Source organism: Sphingobacterium sp. E70 (assembly GCF_019285695.1).
Taxonomy (GTDB): domain Bacteria; phylum Bacteroidota; class Bacteroidia; order Sphingobacteriales; family Sphingobacteriaceae; genus Sphingobacterium; species Sphingobacterium detergens.
On record NZ_CP079104.1, the window covers coordinates 1,816,736 to 1,833,946 of the forward strand.

The following is a 17,211-nucleotide window of genomic DNA, read 5'->3' on the forward strand; positions in this document are numbered from 1 at the left end:
CATGACACCTGGGGAAAGAGCTTTTATAGATGAAAAAAACAAGTTAAAAACACAAGCTATAGATATTGAGGGTGCTACTGCATGGAAAGAAGGATATTTCTATTTTAAAGATGAAACATTAGGTAAGATATTACAAGATATTAGTAATTGGTATGATTTGAAAGTCAGCATAGTTGGAAATTTACCCAAGGGTCTATATAGTGGTAGTATGGATCGTAACAGTAAATTAAATGGCGTGCTGAAAATGCTTGCAAATGTAGGTAACCTGGATTTTATCCTTAATGGCAATCATCTTACTGTTAAACAAAAAAACAAATAAAAACGCTGCCTATGATACGAAGTTAACACAAAAAAAAGCGGAGATGGTGGTAACATCTCCGCAGTCTATTCAAAAAAGCTGTTCAAAAAAATCGTTAAACAACCTTAATTCAAAATTATGGAATATTTCTGTGATCGTAAAGAAACGATACAACTATGTCGTTTTTTTACGGAACATTATTTAATCATTAGAAGAATGAAATTGACAATCATCTTCATCTTGTTCTCAATTGGGCTCAATGCCAAAACAAACGGACAACAAATCAACCTATCAGTCAAGCACATGCGCTTGGATAATGTGCTAAAAAAATAACACAACAGACTGATTATAAGTTTTTTTATTCAAGCGACCTGGTAAATAAAGCAGAACCAGTTAATCTTACAGTAGAACAGGCGTCTTTAGATGAAACATTGGAAAAAATCCTCGCTCCGAGAGGGCTGAGCTACCAAAAGATGTCGCGAACAATCACAATTACGGCAGCTCTTAGGTTACAACAAATCGAGATTTCAGGGACTGTAAGGGATGAAAAGGGACCACTTGCTGGCGTTAACATCTATACAAAAACTGACAATAAAATTGGAACCCGCACGGATTCAGAAGGAAAATTTGCATTAAAGGTATCCGTTAACTCAACACTAGTCTTTAGTTTTTTGGGATACGAGAGAAAGGAAATTACAGTGAAAGACAAAGATCTTCAGGTAGTGATGAACCCAATCAGCAATGCGATGGCAGAAGTGGTCGTCACTGCCTTAGGTATTAATAAAGAGAAGCGGAAGGTGGCTTATGCTGCACAGGAAGTTAAGGGAGAAAGTCTGTCCGTAGCCCGTGAGCCTAATGTTGCGTCCAGCTTGGTTGGTAAAGTTGCTGGTCTCCAAATCAAAACTAAATCTACCCTATTTGAAAATCCCGAAATTACACTGAGAGGGGGCAATGCTACAATCGTCATTGATGGGGTTCCTGCCCCAGATGGCTTTAATATGTGGAGCATAAATGCAGATGATATAGAAAATATTACTGTATTGAAAGGAACTGCTTCATCAGCTTTATATGGTTCAGTAGCACAAAACGGTGCTATTATGATCACCACCAAAAAGGGCAAAGGCGGAACTGCAGGAATTGAACTCACCTATAACTCTAGTACGGAATTTCAAGCCGGATTCTTACGTATTCCCAAAACACAGCAGGACTATGGTATGGGATTTAATGGAAAATACGCTTTTGTCGACGGAAAAGGCGGTGGTATCAATGATGCCTATGGTTACGTCTGGGGACCAAAATTGAATCAACCTGATCCGAGCACCAGTAGCGGTTTTGTCGAAATACCACAATACAATAGTCCATTGGATCCAGCGACAAATAAATTGAAACCCCTTCCATGGATCAGTAGAGGGAAAGAAAATTTAAATAATTTTCTCACTAATGGCTTAATTACGACCCATAATTTGAGTGTGGCCGGATCAACGGACAAGTCAGATTATCGCATCTCATTATCTCACTTGTATCAGAAAGGCCAAGTGCCCAACACCACGTTAAATTCTACCACATTAAGCCTAGCAGGAAGCTCAAACTAAACAGTAAACTCGATGCCGAGGCAACACTATCCTATAATAGACAATACTCGCCTAATTATCCAAATAGTGATTATTCTCCTGATAATTATCTTTACAACATCATATTATGGATGGGACCTGATGTCGACATTCGGGATATGCGGAATTATTGGAAACCAGGGCGGGAAGGCTCGGAACAATTAACCTATAATTATAGCTGGTATAATAACCCTTGGTTCTTAGCATACGAGAAGGAAAGAGCCTATACCAATGATGTCATTGTATCACAAGGAAATATCAAATATAAGTTTAACAACGACCTAAAATTACTCGTTCGCGGTGGCATTACCACAAACTTTGCTAACAGTGAAAGCCGCGTTCCATATAGTTATATCAATTATGGTACTTCCGCAGCACCATATGGTAATTATAGCGTCAATCGTGATAATCGCATGCGTTTTGTCAGTGATGCACTATTGACCTATGATAAAAAACTATCCCAAGATTTTACGATTAGTGCCAGTGTCGGGGCGAGTACCAGATTAGACCAGTACAATAAACTGGAGTCTAGGACAACAGGTGGGCTCTCTGTTCCAGCATGGTACAACCTGGATAATTCCAGAGACCCTGTCCGCTCTACCAATGAACGCGTAGAAAAACAAGTATATGGAATGTATGGCTATGTTGATCTGGACTATCGTAATATGGCAACTTTAAGTTTAACAGGAAGAAACGATTGGACCTCTGCTCTACAATCCCCTTACAATTCATATTTCTATCCTTCAGCTTCCTTGAGCCTGATCGTATCCGAAATGTTCCATTTACCTACAGTAATCTCTTACTTTAAACTACGCGGTGCTGTAACAGATGCCACGACCGATATCAATGCCTATAGTGCGCTATTAACCTACGAAATCGGTAGCAGATGGAACGGAAACCCTTCTTTGTATCTTCCTGATGCTTTACGTCCTCCAGGATTAAAACCCAACAAAACAATCTCTCAGGAATACGGTGCTGAGTTACGGCTATTTCGCAATCGGATCGGCGTTGATTTCACCTATTTCAACTACGACCGGACTAACAATGTTGTAGAAGTCCCCTATCGGAAGCTTCAGGGTTTGCAAAACTTCAAGTAAATGGTGACCGTTACCGACGGAGAGGTATCGAAGTTGTCGTATCAGGAACACCTGTACAGACGGAGAATTTTAAATGGAGTACAACATTAAATTACTCCCGATTACGTAATACAGTGCTTGAATATCAAGGTGGTGAAGAAATTCGCGGTGGTGTAAAAGTGGGGCAACGAATGGATATCTATCGCGGCTGGGCATGGCAAAAGTCTCCAGATGGACAGATTGTCCATGAAAATGGAATTCCGCAATACATTAATCAGCAGGTCAATCTTGGCTATATGCTACCGAACTGGGAATTTGGATTTCTGAATAACTTTCAATATAAAAATTTCGGAATTTCCTTTGCTTTCGACGGTCGTATTGGAGGAAAACAAATAATGCTATAGAAGCAAAAATGTATGAAGGTGGTATGCATCCCAATACCGCAAATAGTTACCGTGACGATGCTTACCGTGGAGAAAAGACCTATCTTGCCGGTGGCGTAACACAAACCGGAGGAGATGTTACCTATGATGCCCAAGGCAATATAACCGGTGATTCCCGCACTTTCGTTCCTAATACCACCAAGGTAAACTATGTGGATTGGGTTTTGCAACTTACACAAACGGAATTGATGAGTCAACTCTCTACGATCGAACTTTTGTTAAACTACGAGAGTTGACACTAAGCTATCAAATCCCCAGCAACCTTTTAACCAAAACACCATTTAAGACAGCGAGTTTTTCATTGGTAGGACGCAATTTATTACTCTGGTCGAAGGTCCTTATATGGATCCTGACGGATATAGTGACTTACAGCTCGCTGAACCGACCGTTCGTAACATCGGTTTCAATGTCAATCTTAAATTTTAATTGGAGAACTTATTATGAAAAAAACATATATTCCTTGGCTCGTTTGCTTATTCACCATGGTGACTAGCTGCAAAAAATTTGATTATTATCAAGACAATCCCAATAAACCGACCAAAGCTACGCCGGCATTATTAATGACCTATATCTGTCAGAATATCTTTAACAACAATCCCATCAGTGCCGCTTATGCCTCAAGACACCTCACTTATTATGAACGACCTAACGAATCCATCAACTACAATTGGAATCGCGGCAATTATGATAATTATGGAGGTTTACGTCAAGTGCTCAAATTAGAACCTCTTGTTACGGACAACAAAAATTTCCAAGGACTTGCTCATTTGTTTCGTGTAATCTACTTTGCGCAAATGACAGAAACGTTCGGTGATATTCCCTATACAGATGCCCTTCGCGCCGAACAAGACGGTCGCACGCCAATCTATGACAAACAAGAAGATATCTATGATGGACTACTGCAAGAACTGGAGCAAGCAAACTCTCTCATGGATACAGGAAATGGAAAAATAGACGGAGATATTATATACGGCGGCGATGCCAATAAATGGAAAAAACTAATAAACGCTTATCGATTACGTCTGCTCATTCATCTTTCAAAGAAAGAAGGCCAAACCAAAATAGCCATTAAGCAACAATTTCAATCTATAATCAGTAATCCAGTCAAATATCCACTCATGGGGAATATTAGTGACAATGCACAACTCGTATTCAATACCTCTGATCCCTCAAACTACTACCCTACCGCAGGACATCTAAGCGTTTCAACCTTAGTATCACTCGAACAATCTTTTGTAGAAATGCTTCAGAAAAGGGAGGACCCTCGTTTATTCTCATTTGGGGACGCTATCGCTGGTAAAACTGCGGGAGTTTTCTCAAACTATAAAGGCGTAGATGCAGGACTCTCTCCTGCCGATCAACAAGCTAGTGCCGCTCAATCTTCGCTAATTGCGAGAAGATTTGTCGATCTTCGTAGTCCAGTGAATGAACCTATGATCTTTTTAAGTTATGCCGAACAGGAATTTCTAATAGCAGAAGCAATTCAACGGGGCTGGATCTCCGGAGATATGAATGATCATTATCAAAAAGGAATAACTGCATCAATGGCTTTCTATAAAATAACCGGAACGATCGTTTCTGATTACCTGAATAAGGATCTTGTCAAATTAGAAACAGGCGATCCGCTAACAAAGATCTTGACACAAAAATATATTGCTTTCTATATGAATTCTAGCTGGGAACCTTTCTTTGAACAGCGACGCACTGGTGTCCCTATGTTGAGAGTTGGCCCCGGAACATTAAATGGAGGTAAAGTACCAAAACGTTGGCAATATCCGCTTTCTGAGTCGCAATATAATGAATCCAACCTGGATGCAGCTGTAAAGCGACAGTTTACCGAAGGAGATAACGTAAATGCCACAATGTGGTTAATAAAATAAAAACATGGACACAAGAAGAGATTTTCTAAAAAAGCAGCAATGCTTGCCGGAGGAGCCTCACTTTCACAGGTTATTCCTTCTGCTATTGCAAAAGCAATGGCCATCAACCCCGCTTTGGGAGCACCTTTTATGATGCTGAACATGTGGTTCTACTGATGCAGGAAAATAGATCTTTTGATCATGCTTTTGGTACACTACGGGGAGTGCGAGGTTTCAATGATCCAAGGGCGATCCGCCAGCCAAACAGAAACAAAGTGTGGTTACAGACGCAAAAAACAGGTGAAACATACGCTCCTTTCCGATTGGATATTAAAGATTCAAAAATTACATGGATGGGATGTTTGCCTCATAATTGGACCGATCAAACCGATGCCCGAAATAAAGGAAAGATGGACAAATGGTTAGATGTCAAACATTCTGGATTTAAAGAATTTGCAGACCTTCCCTGACGATGGGACATTATACACGCGAAGATATCCCATTCTACTATTCGTTGGCAGATTCTTTTACGATCTGTGATCAGCATTTCTGTTCAAGTATTACAGGTACAAATCCCAATAGACTCTATTTTTGGACAGCTAATATTCGGGAAAACTTAAATGGAAAGGCATTGGTATGGAATGGGGATTCAGAGTTTAGTGGTAAAGCAAACTGGAAGACCTTTCCAGAACGTCTTTCAGCACTTGGTGTAGACTGGAAAATATATCAAAATGAGATTTCTTCAAGTAGTGCCGGATACAGTGGAGAAGCCAATGGCTGGTTAGCAAATTTTGGATGTAACCCAATGGAATATTTCCCACAGTATCAAGTCAAATATAGTCCGCGCTATAGAGAGCTGCTCGCTCGGAAAAAGAAGAACTGGAACAGAAAATAGCCACAACAACGACGAAAGATACGCTTGAAAAGTTGAGTAAGGAACATCAACATGTGCTGGAAGAGCTACAACAATACACAGCGGAAAACTTTGAAAAACTTGACGAACGAACGAAAGATATTCATCGTCGTGCGTTTGTGAATAACAGTGCACAGCCCGATTACATGGAGCTCGAAACAATGCATTATCAGGAAGGCGAGCATCAACGGGAACTGCAAATCCCAAAAGGTGATGTGTTATACCAATTTAGAAAAGATGTCGAAGCAGGTAAACTACCAACAGTTTCCTGGCTTGCTCCACCCCAACTTTTCTCAGATCATCCAGACTCTCCTTGGTTTGGTGCCTGGTATGTGAGTGAGATCATGGATATCCTAACACAAAATCCGGAAGTCTGGAAAAAGACAATCTTTATCCTTACTTATGATGAGAATGACGGTTATTTTGATCACTTCGCTCCTTTTACAGCTCCTAATCCTTATGAAGCAGATAGTGGCAAAGTGTCCCCAGATATTGACCCAAAATTGGAATTTGTACGTCGCGACGAACAATACTACCCCGAAAGCGGAAGAGAAAGTAACATCGGCTTGGGCTATCGTGTCCCTTTGATCATTGCTTCCCCCTGGACACGGGGTGGTTGGGTAAACTCACAGGTATTTGACCATACCTCAAGCTTGCAGTTTTAGAAAAATTCATTAGCCACAAAGTAAAAAAAAAGAAGCAAAGGAAACCAATGTGAGTAACTGGCGACGTACGGTCTGCGGAGACCTCACTTCTGCTTTTAGGCCTTATCATGGAGAGGTAATCAAAAAGCCATTGGTATTAGAACGTCAGCCATTTATCAAAGAGATCCACCAGGCAAAATTTAAAGGTCTTCCAATGGGATTCAAAGCATTAACTGCAGATGAGATCAAGCAGATGGATCAGGATCCCGCCCGTTCACCTTATTTTCCAAAACAGGAAGAAGGGCTTCGTGACTCCTGCACTCTCCCCTATGAACTTTATGCACATGGAGAATATCTATCTGATGGAAGGTATCAACTGACATTTGAAGCTTCAAACAAGGTATTTGGAGACCGCGCTGCGGGTTCCCCGTTTACAGTATATCATAGTACTCCTTATAAGGGTGAGATTGGAACTTCCCGTAACTACGCCGTATCCCCGGAGGCAGTTTGTCAGACAATTGGGCTATCAATGCCTTTGACAACGAGCTATTTCAACTTGATGTACATGGACCAAATGGATTTTATCGTATGTTTAAAGGCGACACTAACCATCCAAATATCAAAATCCGTTGCACTTATGAAAAAAGCAGAGATGAAAAATCATTTACGGGAGGTCTGTTGTTCACTTGTATAAATCAGGATAGTAAAGGCCATCGTCTCCTACTTGAAGACATAAGCTATGGACAGGGCAAAAAGAAGTCCACCTCAAAAGTGGTGAGTCAACAACAATTCAGTTTGATCTTTCCAAACAAAGTTTTTGGTATGATTTCCGTATCAGCTGCAAAGATTGCAATACATTCCAAGAGCAGTATGCAGGCCGTATAGAAGCTGGGAAAAGCGGAAAAAGTGATCCACTATTAAGCCGATAACAAAAAATTGAAACGGGGTTATTTTCGAAAGGAGATAGCCCCGTCTATCTGTGATTCTTGCAACAAATAGTCAATACGTCTGAAATCTCTTATTTTCAGAAATCATCATACGACAAACCATACCTTTCGATATTATTCCTGTATGCGACGAATAACATGGTAGAATCCTTTATACAGTAAAACTGCACCAACGATCAAAAAAACAGCTAATAAATATAAACTGATGGAGTTAATAAATAATAGACACATCATAACGGTAATTTTTGGTTTTTCATTTCTTATGTACAAGTTATAACATTTATCCAAAATATTACAAAAAAAAATACAAATTTTCTCTACTTTTGTCGGGATGAGGAAAATTGCATTGTTTATCGGCTTATTTTTTTATTTGCTCGCAGCAAGTGGTGCAACCCTACATTTCCATTTCTGTCAAGGAGAAGCACAAAGTGTGTCATTAAGCCAAAACCAAACGGCTCATTGTCCGATGTGTGCCAAGTCGCAAAAAAACATCAAAACCACTGCCATCAGGAAGGTAGTTGCAAGGACGTAACTATCGCTGCCCAAAAAGTAGATGATTTCAACAGATTATCTCAGACACTCAATTTCAATAGTTTTCTCCGGCAATTATTACCCTTCACTGGATACACAATTACTATCAATTTTCGTCAGATGAGGATAGTTCATCCAAATTAAGTACAAATCAGAACACCTTCCTAAAGAGATACAGTCCTTCTGTATTTATTCTAAATCAGAGTTTCAGAATTTGATTTCCTAATTTTTTGATTTTTAATCAAAATAAACGTCGAAGATATTACCTTCGACCTTACATGCTATGCACGTTTTTTTAGGCCGTACATTATCAAAAAACTATGAATCAAATTTTAAAACAACTATATACAACAACCTTTTTATTGTTATTTTCCTTCGCAATTGTACAAGCACAAAGCGACAGCACAAGAACGCTTACTGTAGCGGGTAACTGTGCAATGTGTAAAAAAGGATCGAGACTGCTGCAAAATTACAAGGTGTCGAAAGTGCTGTGTGGAACGCGAGTGATAATTTGTTACATCTTAAATACAATGCACAAAAAGTTGAACTGGAAACAATAAAAAGAATATTGCCCAAGTCGGACACGATGTAGACAATCTGATTGCAAGTGACGAATCCTATGCACAGCTTCATGAATGTTGTATGTATCCCAGATTAGAAAACGGACAAGTTCCCGAAAAAAGGCAGTACCTACCGAAGCTGGACATCATGATCATCCACATACCGTGACAGGTGTTGTTGTCGAAGAGAATGAAAAAGGTGATCTAAAACCTATTGTTGGAGCTAATTTACATTGGGCGAATTTGCCAAGTAGAAACACCCGCAGTAATGAGAATGGTGTATTTAAGTTAGAACACAAAGAAGGTTTTAACAAGCTTGTTGTTAGTTACGTTGGGATGAAATCCGATACGATTACAATTAAAGACTTACACGAGGTCGTCATGATTACAGCCAAAGGTAATGTACTGATGGAGGTCGAAGTTAAAGGAACACGTAAATCCACTTATATTGATCGTATGACACCTGCAAGACTGGAGGTACTGACAGGAAAGAATTATTTAAAGCGGCCTGCTGTGATTTAAGTGAAAGCTTTGAGACCAACGCTTCAGTGGATGTGATCAGTGCTGATGCTGTAACGGGTAGTAAACAGATTCAGATGCTTGGCTTAAGTGGTATCTATACCCAATTGACTGTAGAAAACTTACCGGGACCGCGTGGTTTGGCGTCACCGCTAGGACTAAATTCCATTGCTGGTACTTGGATCGAATCTATTCAAATTGCCAAAGGAGTTGGTTCTGTAGCTAATGGATATGAAAGTATGGCCGGTCAGATCAACGTTGAACTGAAAAAACCTCAAAACTCCGAAAGGCTGTTTTTAATGCTTACGCCAATAACATGGGACGAACCGATGTGAATTTGAATCTTTCACAAAAATTAGGTCAACATTGGTCGACATCAGTATTATTGCACGACAACTTTATGTACAATAAATCCATGAATTTTAGCCACAATGGATTTAGGGACGTCCCAGTTGGTAATCTTTTCTCTGGAGTAAACCGTTGGTTGTATGAGAATGGTAAAGGTCTAATGGTACAATTTGGCGTGAAGTATTTAAATGATGACCGTACTGGTGGGCAAATAGATTTTAACAAAAAAACAGATAAGGCACTACGAATCGTTATGGTCTTGGTTTTGACATCGAACGTGTTGAAGGTTTTGCTAAAATCGGCTATGTATTTCCGGAAAACAAACACCGCAGTATTGGCTTGCAATTAGCCGGCTCCAACTACAATCAAAAAAGTTATTTTGGACTAAAAAACTATAATTCTGAACAACAGAATGGTTACGCAAACCTATTGTTCCAGGATATCATAGGTACTGTAGCCCATAAATATCGTGTTGGTGCCTCTATCAATTACGATAACTACGATGAATGGTATTTAACAGATCAAAATTTCAAACGTAAAGAAGTCGTTTCAGGTGCATTTGCAGAATATACCTTCAGTCCATCCGAAAAATTTGATGCCGTAGTGGGTCTACGTCAAGATTACAACTCTTTGTATGGATGGTTTACAACACCACGGTTAAATTTACGCTATGCTCCTATTGCTGGAACAACATTCCGTGCAAGCTCAGGAAGAGGTCAGCGTACAGCAAATATCTTTGCGGAAAATACAGCCGTTTTGGCCAGTAGTAGAAGACTGATCATTCAGTCCCAGGACATTTATAATAAAGCCTATGGCTTACAACCAGAAGTTTCCTGGAATACTGGAATTGCGGTGGATCAAAACATGCGCATATTTGGAAGAGAAGCTTCTGCCTCGGTTGAATTTTTCCATAATAGCTTTTCCAACCAGGTCGTGGTCGACTACGAGAATCCAAGAGAAATCAGTTTTACAACTTAACAGGAAAATCATTTTCAAACAGTTTACAGACAGAATTTAGATTTATGCCTGCCCCACATTTTGAAACAAGATTAGCTTACCGTCTATTGGATGTACAAACCGACTTTCAGAGTGGAAGAAAAACCAAACCCTTGTTAGCTAAACACCGTGGTTTTGTCAATTTAGCCTATAATCATCATTCCGGATGGAGCCTAGATTATACGTTAAACGTTGTTGGACCAAAACGTATACCTTCAACCATGGACAACCCGGTTGAATACCAGATGCCAACCGAATCAAAAACGTATGCTACGATGAACGCACAGATCAGTAAAACATTTGGAAAGGACAAAAATTTCACCGTTTATTTAGGAGGAGAAAATCTTACAAACTATTTCCAGAAAACACCGATCCTTGCAGCGGATCAACCCTTCGGAAATTACTTTGATACCTCCATGTTATGGGGCCCTTTAACAGGACGGATGTTTTATACAGGGGTACGTTATTTCATAAAATAATACTGATTTAATATAAAAAAGCGGCTAGGCCGCTTTTTTATATTAACTTTTTCAGTTCCTGGTATAACCGTGCTGTTGGTAGCCCCACCACATTATTATACTCACCTTCGATCTTCTCAATGCCAATTAAACCGATCCATTCCTGAATACCATAGGAGCCAGCTTTATCAAGTGGTGAAAAATTAGTAACATAATAATCTATCTCATCCCGATCCAAGACATGGAAATAGACTGTTGTTGTTTCCACAAAGGAATGTACTACACCTTTCCACTGTGTAGCGACAGCAGTGATGACCAAATGCTTCTTTCCGGATAAATTTTCCAAAGTCTGCATGGCTTCAGCCGCAGTCTTTGGTTTTCCCAAAATCTCTCCAGTTGTCGAAACAACAACGGTATCGGCACAGATAACCAAACAGTCCGATTTATCCGCAAAAGCTTTCACTTTTTGCAATGCGATCTGACGGACTGCCTCAATGGCAGAAAGATTCGGATCAACATATTCATCAGTCTCCCGAACTTCTACCTCAAACTCGATTCCTAATCCTGATAATAACTGTTTCCGTCTAGGCGATTGAGAACCCAAGATAACTGTTTTATTCTTTAAATTTTCTAACATCATTAAATGCTTTTTATCGTTTCATCCTCGTACCAATTCCCTGTACTTTAAGTACTTTTTCGATCAGTTCCCGTACGACCCCTTTCCACCATTAAAACCAGAAATGTAATGCGAGATCTTCTTGATTTCCTCCACAGCATCTGCCGGCGATACAGCCAAACCGACAGATCGCATGCAACTAAAATCAGGAATATCATCCCCGATATACATCAATTGATCAAGTCCAAGATTATAAGCTTTAGCCAATATTTTCAATAGTGAAAGTTTATCTGAGACACGGGAGTGAATTTCTTTAAGCCCCAACCCTTGTAGACGCAGTTCCACCCCTTTTGAAGCTCCACCAGTAATAACAAAGATTGGATAGCCTTTTTTATAGCCAATTGCATCGCATATCCATCTTTGATATTAAAAGTTCGCAGCTGTTCTCCCCTTTCATTGACTTGCACAGTTCCATCTGTCAATACCCCATCCACATCCAATACAAATCCTTTTATTGTTTTAAATTTAGTCAGTACCATCAAAATATATTTTTGTAAAAATAAGGCATTTCAGTTAAATATACGATTACTCGACATCGTCTTATTTACTGAATTTCTGCCAGTAAATTATTCAAATATGCCAAAATATCATTTATTTGTCACAACATAGTTGTATTAGCAACTTATTATAAAAAACATTTGGTCGGAACCTGATATTTACCGTATCTTTGTAAAAGATAATTAAAGGTTATCTCGCTATGAAAACACTAACAGCGCTATTGAAACAGGTAATTCTGTCAAAAGCTGCATAAGATTAAAAAAACAATCAACTTAGTTTTTCAGAGCAAAAAACACGGCAACTAATTTAGTTTGGTCGCCCTTAAAAAGTCTTTTCATAATTTAGGTTTATAATTGGTTAGTAACAAACCCTGGTGCCCATCATCAGGGTTTTGTTTTATTAGGACTTTTCTTCCCTTATTTACAATATTGTATCTATTCGTATTTGCGACTATTTTAGGAATAGCAAGTTTTTTTGTTATTTTACATATATATTTTTTTCCCCAGGTAATATCAGGAAAACTACCTACAGAAAAATGAACGATAATTGGGCGACCAAAAATTCATTAAACTCATTCTCACATGGATCAAAAAAATTATAGAAAGCAAATTACCATAGGAGTGATAATTTCTTTTTCGCTTATTTTTATTTCCGCCCTATACTTTTTCATCTCCTTGCATCATATTCTGGATAACGAGCGTAATATCGTTCGAATAGCCGAAAATAGATTTAATATAATTAATGAAATTAGATCAAACATAGATGATGTCAATGACATTAAACACCATTATTTCGCAAAAGAGATCCTGCCCTGTTCATCCCTTATCAACTCGAACGAAAACAAACAGATGAGTTATTGAGAACTATTAGTAAAGAGGACGAACTCTATGCAGTTTCACCACATGTGATCGAAACTTTGCGCAATGAAATTGTACTTTTCTATGATTTTGATAAAGATATCGCCTATGCACAAACTAACAATGACACTTCAGCACCATACATTCATGAGCAGAAAACAGCCATTTTAAATCAGATCGATATATTATCCCGAGATCTGCTCGATCAAAGGGCAAATCGACTGGAAAAGTCTAGAAACGATCTACAGCTCGCACAAAACATTACTTACCTCTTCATTGCGATCGGTTTAAGTGGATTTTTCTATATTCTGGCTAAAATTTTCTCGATTTCAAAAGTGTTAAGGTCAACGGTTAGAAGTCAACAAGAATCAAACAATCGACTTCAACTCTTGCAAGATCAGACCAATAATGATAACTGGATTTTAAATGCGATCAACCATATTGATGAACAGCTACGTGGTGATTATAGCGATAAAAAAATAGCAGAGATCAGCCTAAATGCCATTACTGCTATGACGAAAGCATTGGGAGGCACAGTTTATGTTTTTGATGATACTTATCAGGAGTATCAATTATGTCATAAAATTGGAATTGCTTCCACACAGCAGTTAAAAAAGAGCTTTAGGGAAAATGATGGTATTTTAGGCGAAGTGGCCAACAAACATGTCGTTGTGAAAATCAAGGATATTGATCACGCTCATCTCGTTTTAGAAACTTCTTTATCCAATAGGATCGAGACTGAAATTTACATTATTCCTTTTGCCTATGAAAATCATTGCGTAGGGTTGATGGAAATCTGCTGCCCGCTGGTAAATGAAAAAGAAGAGCAGTTAAGATTCAATTTCTTGGATAAAGTAAAGGGTAACATCGCTATCATTCTTAAAGTTGCGCAGACGCACGGCAAACTCGCCGATCTTTATGAAGAACTTCAGCAGCAAACCGAGGAACTGGAGGCACAACAAGAAGAATTAAGGACGACCAACGAAGAATTAATCCACAAAACCCATTTGCTGGAAGCCTCAGAAGAAGAGCTACGGGTACAACAGGAAGAGCTCATCCAGACTAACAATGAATTGGATGAGAAGGCAAAATTACTCTTCGCTCAAAATGAAGATCTAGAGAAAGCAAGACAGGCAATAGCCCAGAAAATAGAAGAAGTTGAATTATCAAGCAAGTATAAATCTGAGTTCATGGCAAATATGAGTCACGAACTAAGGACTCCACTTAACAGTATTCTTATACTTGCCAAATTATTACAGGACAACAAAAGGAAAATCTGAATGACGATCAGATAAAATATGCTTCCGTCATCCATAGTGCAGGTTCGGACCTACTTCATTTGATTAACGAGTTGTTGGATTTAGCAAAAATAGAATCTGGGAAAGTCGAAGTTCAAAAAGAGCATATTAACACGAATTATCTAGTCAATTACATTAAAGACTTTTTCATGATACCGCTGAATCAAAGATCATCAAATTTAATATCGAAATCGATGGAGATACACCGCAGGAATTTATTGGTGACGAACATCGCATACAACAGGTTCTAAAGAATTTATTGTCGAATGCATTTAAATTTACTGGTGAAAATGGTATTGTAACGCTCAAGATAAATGTTGAGGATGGAGCCATATATTTTACAGTCCAAGATAATGGGATAGGGATCGCTCCCGAAAAACAAGAACTCATCTTCGACGCCTTCAAGCAGGAAGATGGTTCCACAAGCCGCAAATATGGCGGTACAGGACTTGGTCTGTCTATATGTCGTGAGATAGCGAGTCTATTAAAGGGAAGAATCACATTAAACAGCAAAGTTGGCGAGGGTAGCGTGTTTATTTTTAGTTTACCCTTAGAAGCGGAAGCTCAAGGCGAGAAAATATCAGAATTACCCGTCATTGAAACAAATACACCAATTGCATATCCTCCATTAGAAGATATAACGATCGGAGAAGAGCACCCAATTGACAATAGTAGTAAAAATAATAAACTGTTAATCATCGAAGACGATTTCATCTTTGCAGATATCCTAAAAGATTATGCAGTTCAAAATGGTTACGATGTCTATATCAGCTACGATGGACAGGATGGGCTCAACAAAGCGCGAAACTTAATTCCTGCAGCAATCATATTAGACATTATGTTACCGAAAATGGATGGTTGGGAAGTGTTACGTAATCTCAAAAAAGCGAATTCGACGAAGGATATCCCAGTACATATGATGTCCGCAGGAACATTTCTCCATGATGAACCAATATCCGCTGGTGCTATTGGGTTTATGTCCAAACCTGTCTCTGAAGAATCTCTCGCCGAAACTTTCCTGAAGATCAAAGCTTCAACAAGTCGTCCTATTAAGAAAATTCTATTGGTAGAGGACCAAGAGATTCAAAGTGACTTTATCAAGCAATCCCTTGAAGAACAAAATATTCAAATATTTCAGGCATTCGATGCGCGTCAGGCGCTCGATCTATTGGTTCAGGAAAAAATATTCGACTGTATCATTATGGATCTAAATCTCCTGATAAATCTGGCATCGAACTGCTCAATGAGATCAAATCGAACAGTGAATTTAAGGATCTGCCGATTATTATTAACACCGCAATGGAGTTGAGTCCTGAACAAACATCAGAAATTTTGCACCATAGTCAGGCCATGGTGTTAAAATCAGCCAAATCCAACAATAGATTAATTGACGAAGTCAATTTATTTTTAAATAAAATCCGAAGCAGCAAAACGGAATATCATTCGCTTAGCAACAGTTCTTCGGTACTTGTGGAGAACAATTTGACTTCCAAGACCGTATTGCTGGCTGACGATGATATGCGGAATATATTCGCTTTAAGTACCGCGTTCGAAAGCTATGACATGAAAATAGAGATCGCCAATAATGGTCAGGAAGCATTGGATATCTTAGCACGCAATGAGCATATCGATATTGTTTTGATGGACATTATGATGCCAGTTATGGACGGCTATGAAGCTATCGAAAAAATAAGGGAGAACAAGAAGTTTTCGAACCTTCCCATTATCGCTGTTACAGCGAAGGCGATGAAAGGTGACCGGGAAAAGACAATCGCTGTAGGAGCAAACGATTATATTAGCAAACCAGTTGATGTAGATAAATTGATATCCTTAATGCGTGTATGGTTGAGTTAAGCAATAAAATAGCAGCAATGATTACTTTTGAAGAGTTGGAGGAAATTATTGAGGTTGTCAAAAACCTCCACGGCTATGATGTGTCTGGATACACAAGGTCATCCTTAAAGCGGCGTGTCACCAGAATTATGGAACTCAACAAGCTAGATCTGGTCGAATTAAAATCTAAATTAATTAACCAACCAGGCTTCAGTACTTATCTTTTACAGGAAATTACAGTCAACGTGACTGAAATGTTTAGAGATCCGGAATTTTACAAAGCGTTAAAAAATGATGTATTTCCTTATCTGGAAACCTATCCTCATATTAAACTGTGGAGTGCAGGTTGTTCCACAGGGGAAGAAGTGTATTCGTTGGCAATTCTACTAAAAGAGGCAGGGCTCTATCAGCGTTCGTTTATTTATGGAACGGATATTAACACAAAAGTATTGGAAAAAGCCAAAAGAGGCATTTATTCTTTAGCAAAAGTGAAAGACTACTCTGAGAATTTTATTAAAACAGATCCCAAAAGTTCTTTATCCGAATATTATACGGCGATGTACAATGCTGCCACGATAAATAATAGCCTTAAGAAGAATGTCCTTTTTCCCAGCACAGTTTGGTTTCCGATCGGGTATTTAATGAATTTCAGTTGGTCACATGCCGAAATGTATTGATTTATTTCGACACAAACCTCCAGGAAAAGGTATTGGATTTATTTTATAATTCGCTCTGTCACCTAGGTTTTTTATGTTTGGGTTCAAAAGAGTCTCTGATCAACTACAAAAATGCAGCAAAATTTAAGGTTATAAACAAAAAGCACAATATTTATCAAAAAATAGCTTAG

General features: G+C 38.8%; 21 protein-coding genes and 2 pseudogenes. 20 read left to right on the forward strand and 3 right to left on the reverse strand.

The annotated features are described in order from the left end of the window. Position 1: 1 nt before the first annotated feature. The 15 genes and pseudogenes from KUH03_RS13195 to KUH03_RS13265 all read left to right on the forward strand — a co-directional run bounded on the left by KUH03_RS13195 (position 2) and on the right by KUH03_RS13265 (position 11,223). On the forward strand, positions 2-319 hold the full coding sequence (locus tag KUH03_RS13195) for a FecR domain-containing protein (RefSeq protein ID WP_257093955.1): 318 nt from the start codon (positions 2-4) through the stop codon (positions 317-319). A 308-nt stretch (positions 320-627) separates the two neighbouring features. Then, positions 628-1,890, forward strand: a complete 1,263-nt coding sequence (locus KUH03_RS13200; RefSeq protein ID WP_257096943.1) for a SusC/RagA family TonB-linked outer membrane protein — start codon at positions 628-630, stop codon at positions 1,888-1,890. 110 nt (positions 1,891-2,000) lie between these two features. Beyond that, on the forward strand, positions 2,001-3,005 hold the full coding sequence (locus KUH03_RS13205; protein WP_373564709.1) for a hypothetical protein: 1,005 nt from the start codon (positions 2,001-2,003) through the stop codon (positions 3,003-3,005). Positions 3,006-3,118: 113 nt separating this feature from the next. Beyond that, entirely contained in the window at positions 3,119-3,388 is a 270-nt protein-coding gene (locus KUH03_RS13210; RefSeq protein ID WP_257093957.1) for a hypothetical protein, read from the forward strand. An 8-nt stretch (positions 3,389-3,396) separates the two neighbouring features. Further along, on the forward strand, positions 3,397-3,663 hold the full coding sequence (locus KUH03_RS13215; protein WP_257093959.1) for a hypothetical protein: 267 nt from the start codon (positions 3,397-3,399) through the stop codon (positions 3,661-3,663). 204 nt (positions 3,664-3,867) lie between these two features. Continuing rightward, positions 3,868-5,307, forward strand: coding sequence for a SusD/RagB family nutrient-binding outer membrane lipoprotein (locus KUH03_RS13220; protein WP_257093961.1), 1,440 nt, complete (start codon positions 3,868-3,870; stop codon positions 5,305-5,307). A 143-nt stretch (positions 5,308-5,450) separates the two neighbouring features. Then, complete coding sequence (locus KUH03_RS13225; protein ID WP_257093963.1) at positions 5,451-5,756, forward strand: alkaline phosphatase family protein; 306 nt, start codon at positions 5,451-5,453, stop codon at positions 5,754-5,756. Between the two features lie 2 nt (positions 5,757-5,758). Beyond that, positions 5,759-6,181 carry an alkaline phosphatase family protein gene (locus KUH03_RS13230; RefSeq protein ID WP_257093965.1) on the forward strand — a complete coding sequence of 141 codons (423 nt, stop codon included), beginning with the start codon at positions 5,759-5,761 and terminating at the stop codon, positions 6,179-6,181. A 32-nt stretch (positions 6,182-6,213) separates the two neighbouring features. Continuing rightward, complete coding sequence (locus KUH03_RS13235) at positions 6,214-6,864, forward strand: alkaline phosphatase family protein (RefSeq protein ID WP_257093966.1); 651 nt, start codon at positions 6,214-6,216, stop codon at positions 6,862-6,864. 486 nt (positions 6,865-7,350) lie between these two features. After that, positions 7,351-7,728, forward strand: coding sequence for a phospholipase domain-containing protein (locus KUH03_RS13240; protein WP_257093968.1), 378 nt, complete (start codon positions 7,351-7,353; stop codon positions 7,726-7,728). A gap of 1,228 nt (positions 7,729-8,956) precedes the next feature. After that, positions 8,957-9,403 carry a carboxypeptidase-like regulatory domain-containing protein gene (locus KUH03_RS13245; protein WP_257093970.1) on the forward strand — a complete coding sequence of 149 codons (447 nt, stop codon included), beginning with the start codon at positions 8,957-8,959 and terminating at the stop codon, positions 9,401-9,403. 23 nt (positions 9,404-9,426) lie between these two features. Continuing rightward, a pseudogene (locus KUH03_RS13250) lies at positions 9,427-9,735 on the forward strand (hypothetical protein); the annotation flags it as partial. Beyond that, complete coding sequence (locus KUH03_RS13255) at positions 9,717-10,097, forward strand: hypothetical protein (protein WP_257093974.1); 381 nt, start codon at positions 9,717-9,719, stop codon at positions 10,095-10,097. The pseudogene KUH03_RS13250 and the gene KUH03_RS13255, both read left to right, overlap by 19 nt. Beyond that, positions 10,046-10,726: a TonB-dependent receptor plug domain-containing protein gene (locus KUH03_RS13260; protein WP_373564812.1), complete on the forward strand. Its 681-nt coding sequence runs from the start codon at positions 10,046-10,048 to the stop codon at positions 10,724-10,726. Before KUH03_RS13255 ends, KUH03_RS13260 begins: the two co-directional genes overlap by 52 nt. Positions 10,727-10,770: 44 nt before the next feature. After that, positions 10,771-11,223 carry a TonB-dependent receptor gene (locus KUH03_RS13265; RefSeq protein WP_257093976.1) on the forward strand — a complete coding sequence of 151 codons (453 nt, stop codon included), beginning with the start codon at positions 10,771-10,773 and terminating at the stop codon, positions 11,221-11,223. A 37-nt stretch (positions 11,224-11,260) separates the two neighbouring features. Here KUH03_RS13265 and KUH03_RS13270 read toward each other — a convergent pair whose 3' ends face one another. From KUH03_RS13270 to KUH03_RS45825, 3 genes are read right to left on the reverse strand one after another with little or no spacing between them, the layout of a single operon-like run. Beyond that, positions 11,261-11,842, reverse strand: a complete 582-nt coding sequence (locus KUH03_RS13270) for a nucleoside triphosphate pyrophosphatase (protein WP_257093978.1) — start codon at positions 11,840-11,842, stop codon at positions 11,261-11,263. 60 nt (positions 11,843-11,902) lie between these two features. Next, a complete protein-coding gene (locus KUH03_RS45820) occupies positions 11,903-12,094 on the reverse strand; it encodes an HAD hydrolase family protein (protein WP_306429560.1) in 192 nt (63 codons plus the stop codon). Further along, entirely contained in the window at positions 12,091-12,357 is a 267-nt protein-coding gene (locus KUH03_RS45825) for a hypothetical protein (RefSeq protein ID WP_306429561.1), read from the reverse strand. The genes KUH03_RS45820 and KUH03_RS45825 overlap by 4 nt, the downstream gene beginning before the upstream one ends. Positions 12,358-13,232: 875 nt before the next feature. Between KUH03_RS45825 and KUH03_RS13280 the strand changes: the two genes are divergently transcribed. From KUH03_RS13280 to KUH03_RS13295, 5 genes and pseudogenes are all read left to right on the forward strand, one after another. Further along, the gene (locus KUH03_RS13280; RefSeq protein WP_257093980.1) at positions 13,233-14,513 is read left to right on the forward strand and encodes a histidine kinase dimerization/phospho-acceptor domain-containing protein; all 1,281 of its coding nucleotides are present in this window, start codon (positions 13,233-13,235) and stop codon (positions 14,511-14,513) included. Positions 14,514-14,542: 29 nt separating this feature from the next. Continuing rightward, on the forward strand, positions 14,543-14,782 hold the full coding sequence (locus KUH03_RS48595; RefSeq protein ID WP_373564813.1) for a hypothetical protein: 240 nt from the start codon (positions 14,543-14,545) through the stop codon (positions 14,780-14,782). Between the two features lie 8 nt (positions 14,783-14,790). Then, positions 14,791-15,840, forward strand: coding sequence for an ATP-binding protein (locus KUH03_RS13285; protein ID WP_257093982.1), 1,050 nt, complete (start codon positions 14,791-14,793; stop codon positions 15,838-15,840). Beyond that, positions 15,837-16,385, forward strand: a complete 549-nt coding sequence (locus tag KUH03_RS13290) for a response regulator (RefSeq protein ID WP_257093984.1) — start codon at positions 15,837-15,839, stop codon at positions 16,383-16,385. The genes KUH03_RS13285 and KUH03_RS13290 overlap by 4 nt, the downstream gene beginning before the upstream one ends. A 17-nt stretch (positions 16,386-16,402) precedes the next feature. Further along, positions 16,403-17,211 (forward strand): annotated as a pseudogene (locus KUH03_RS13295) (protein-glutamate O-methyltransferase CheR).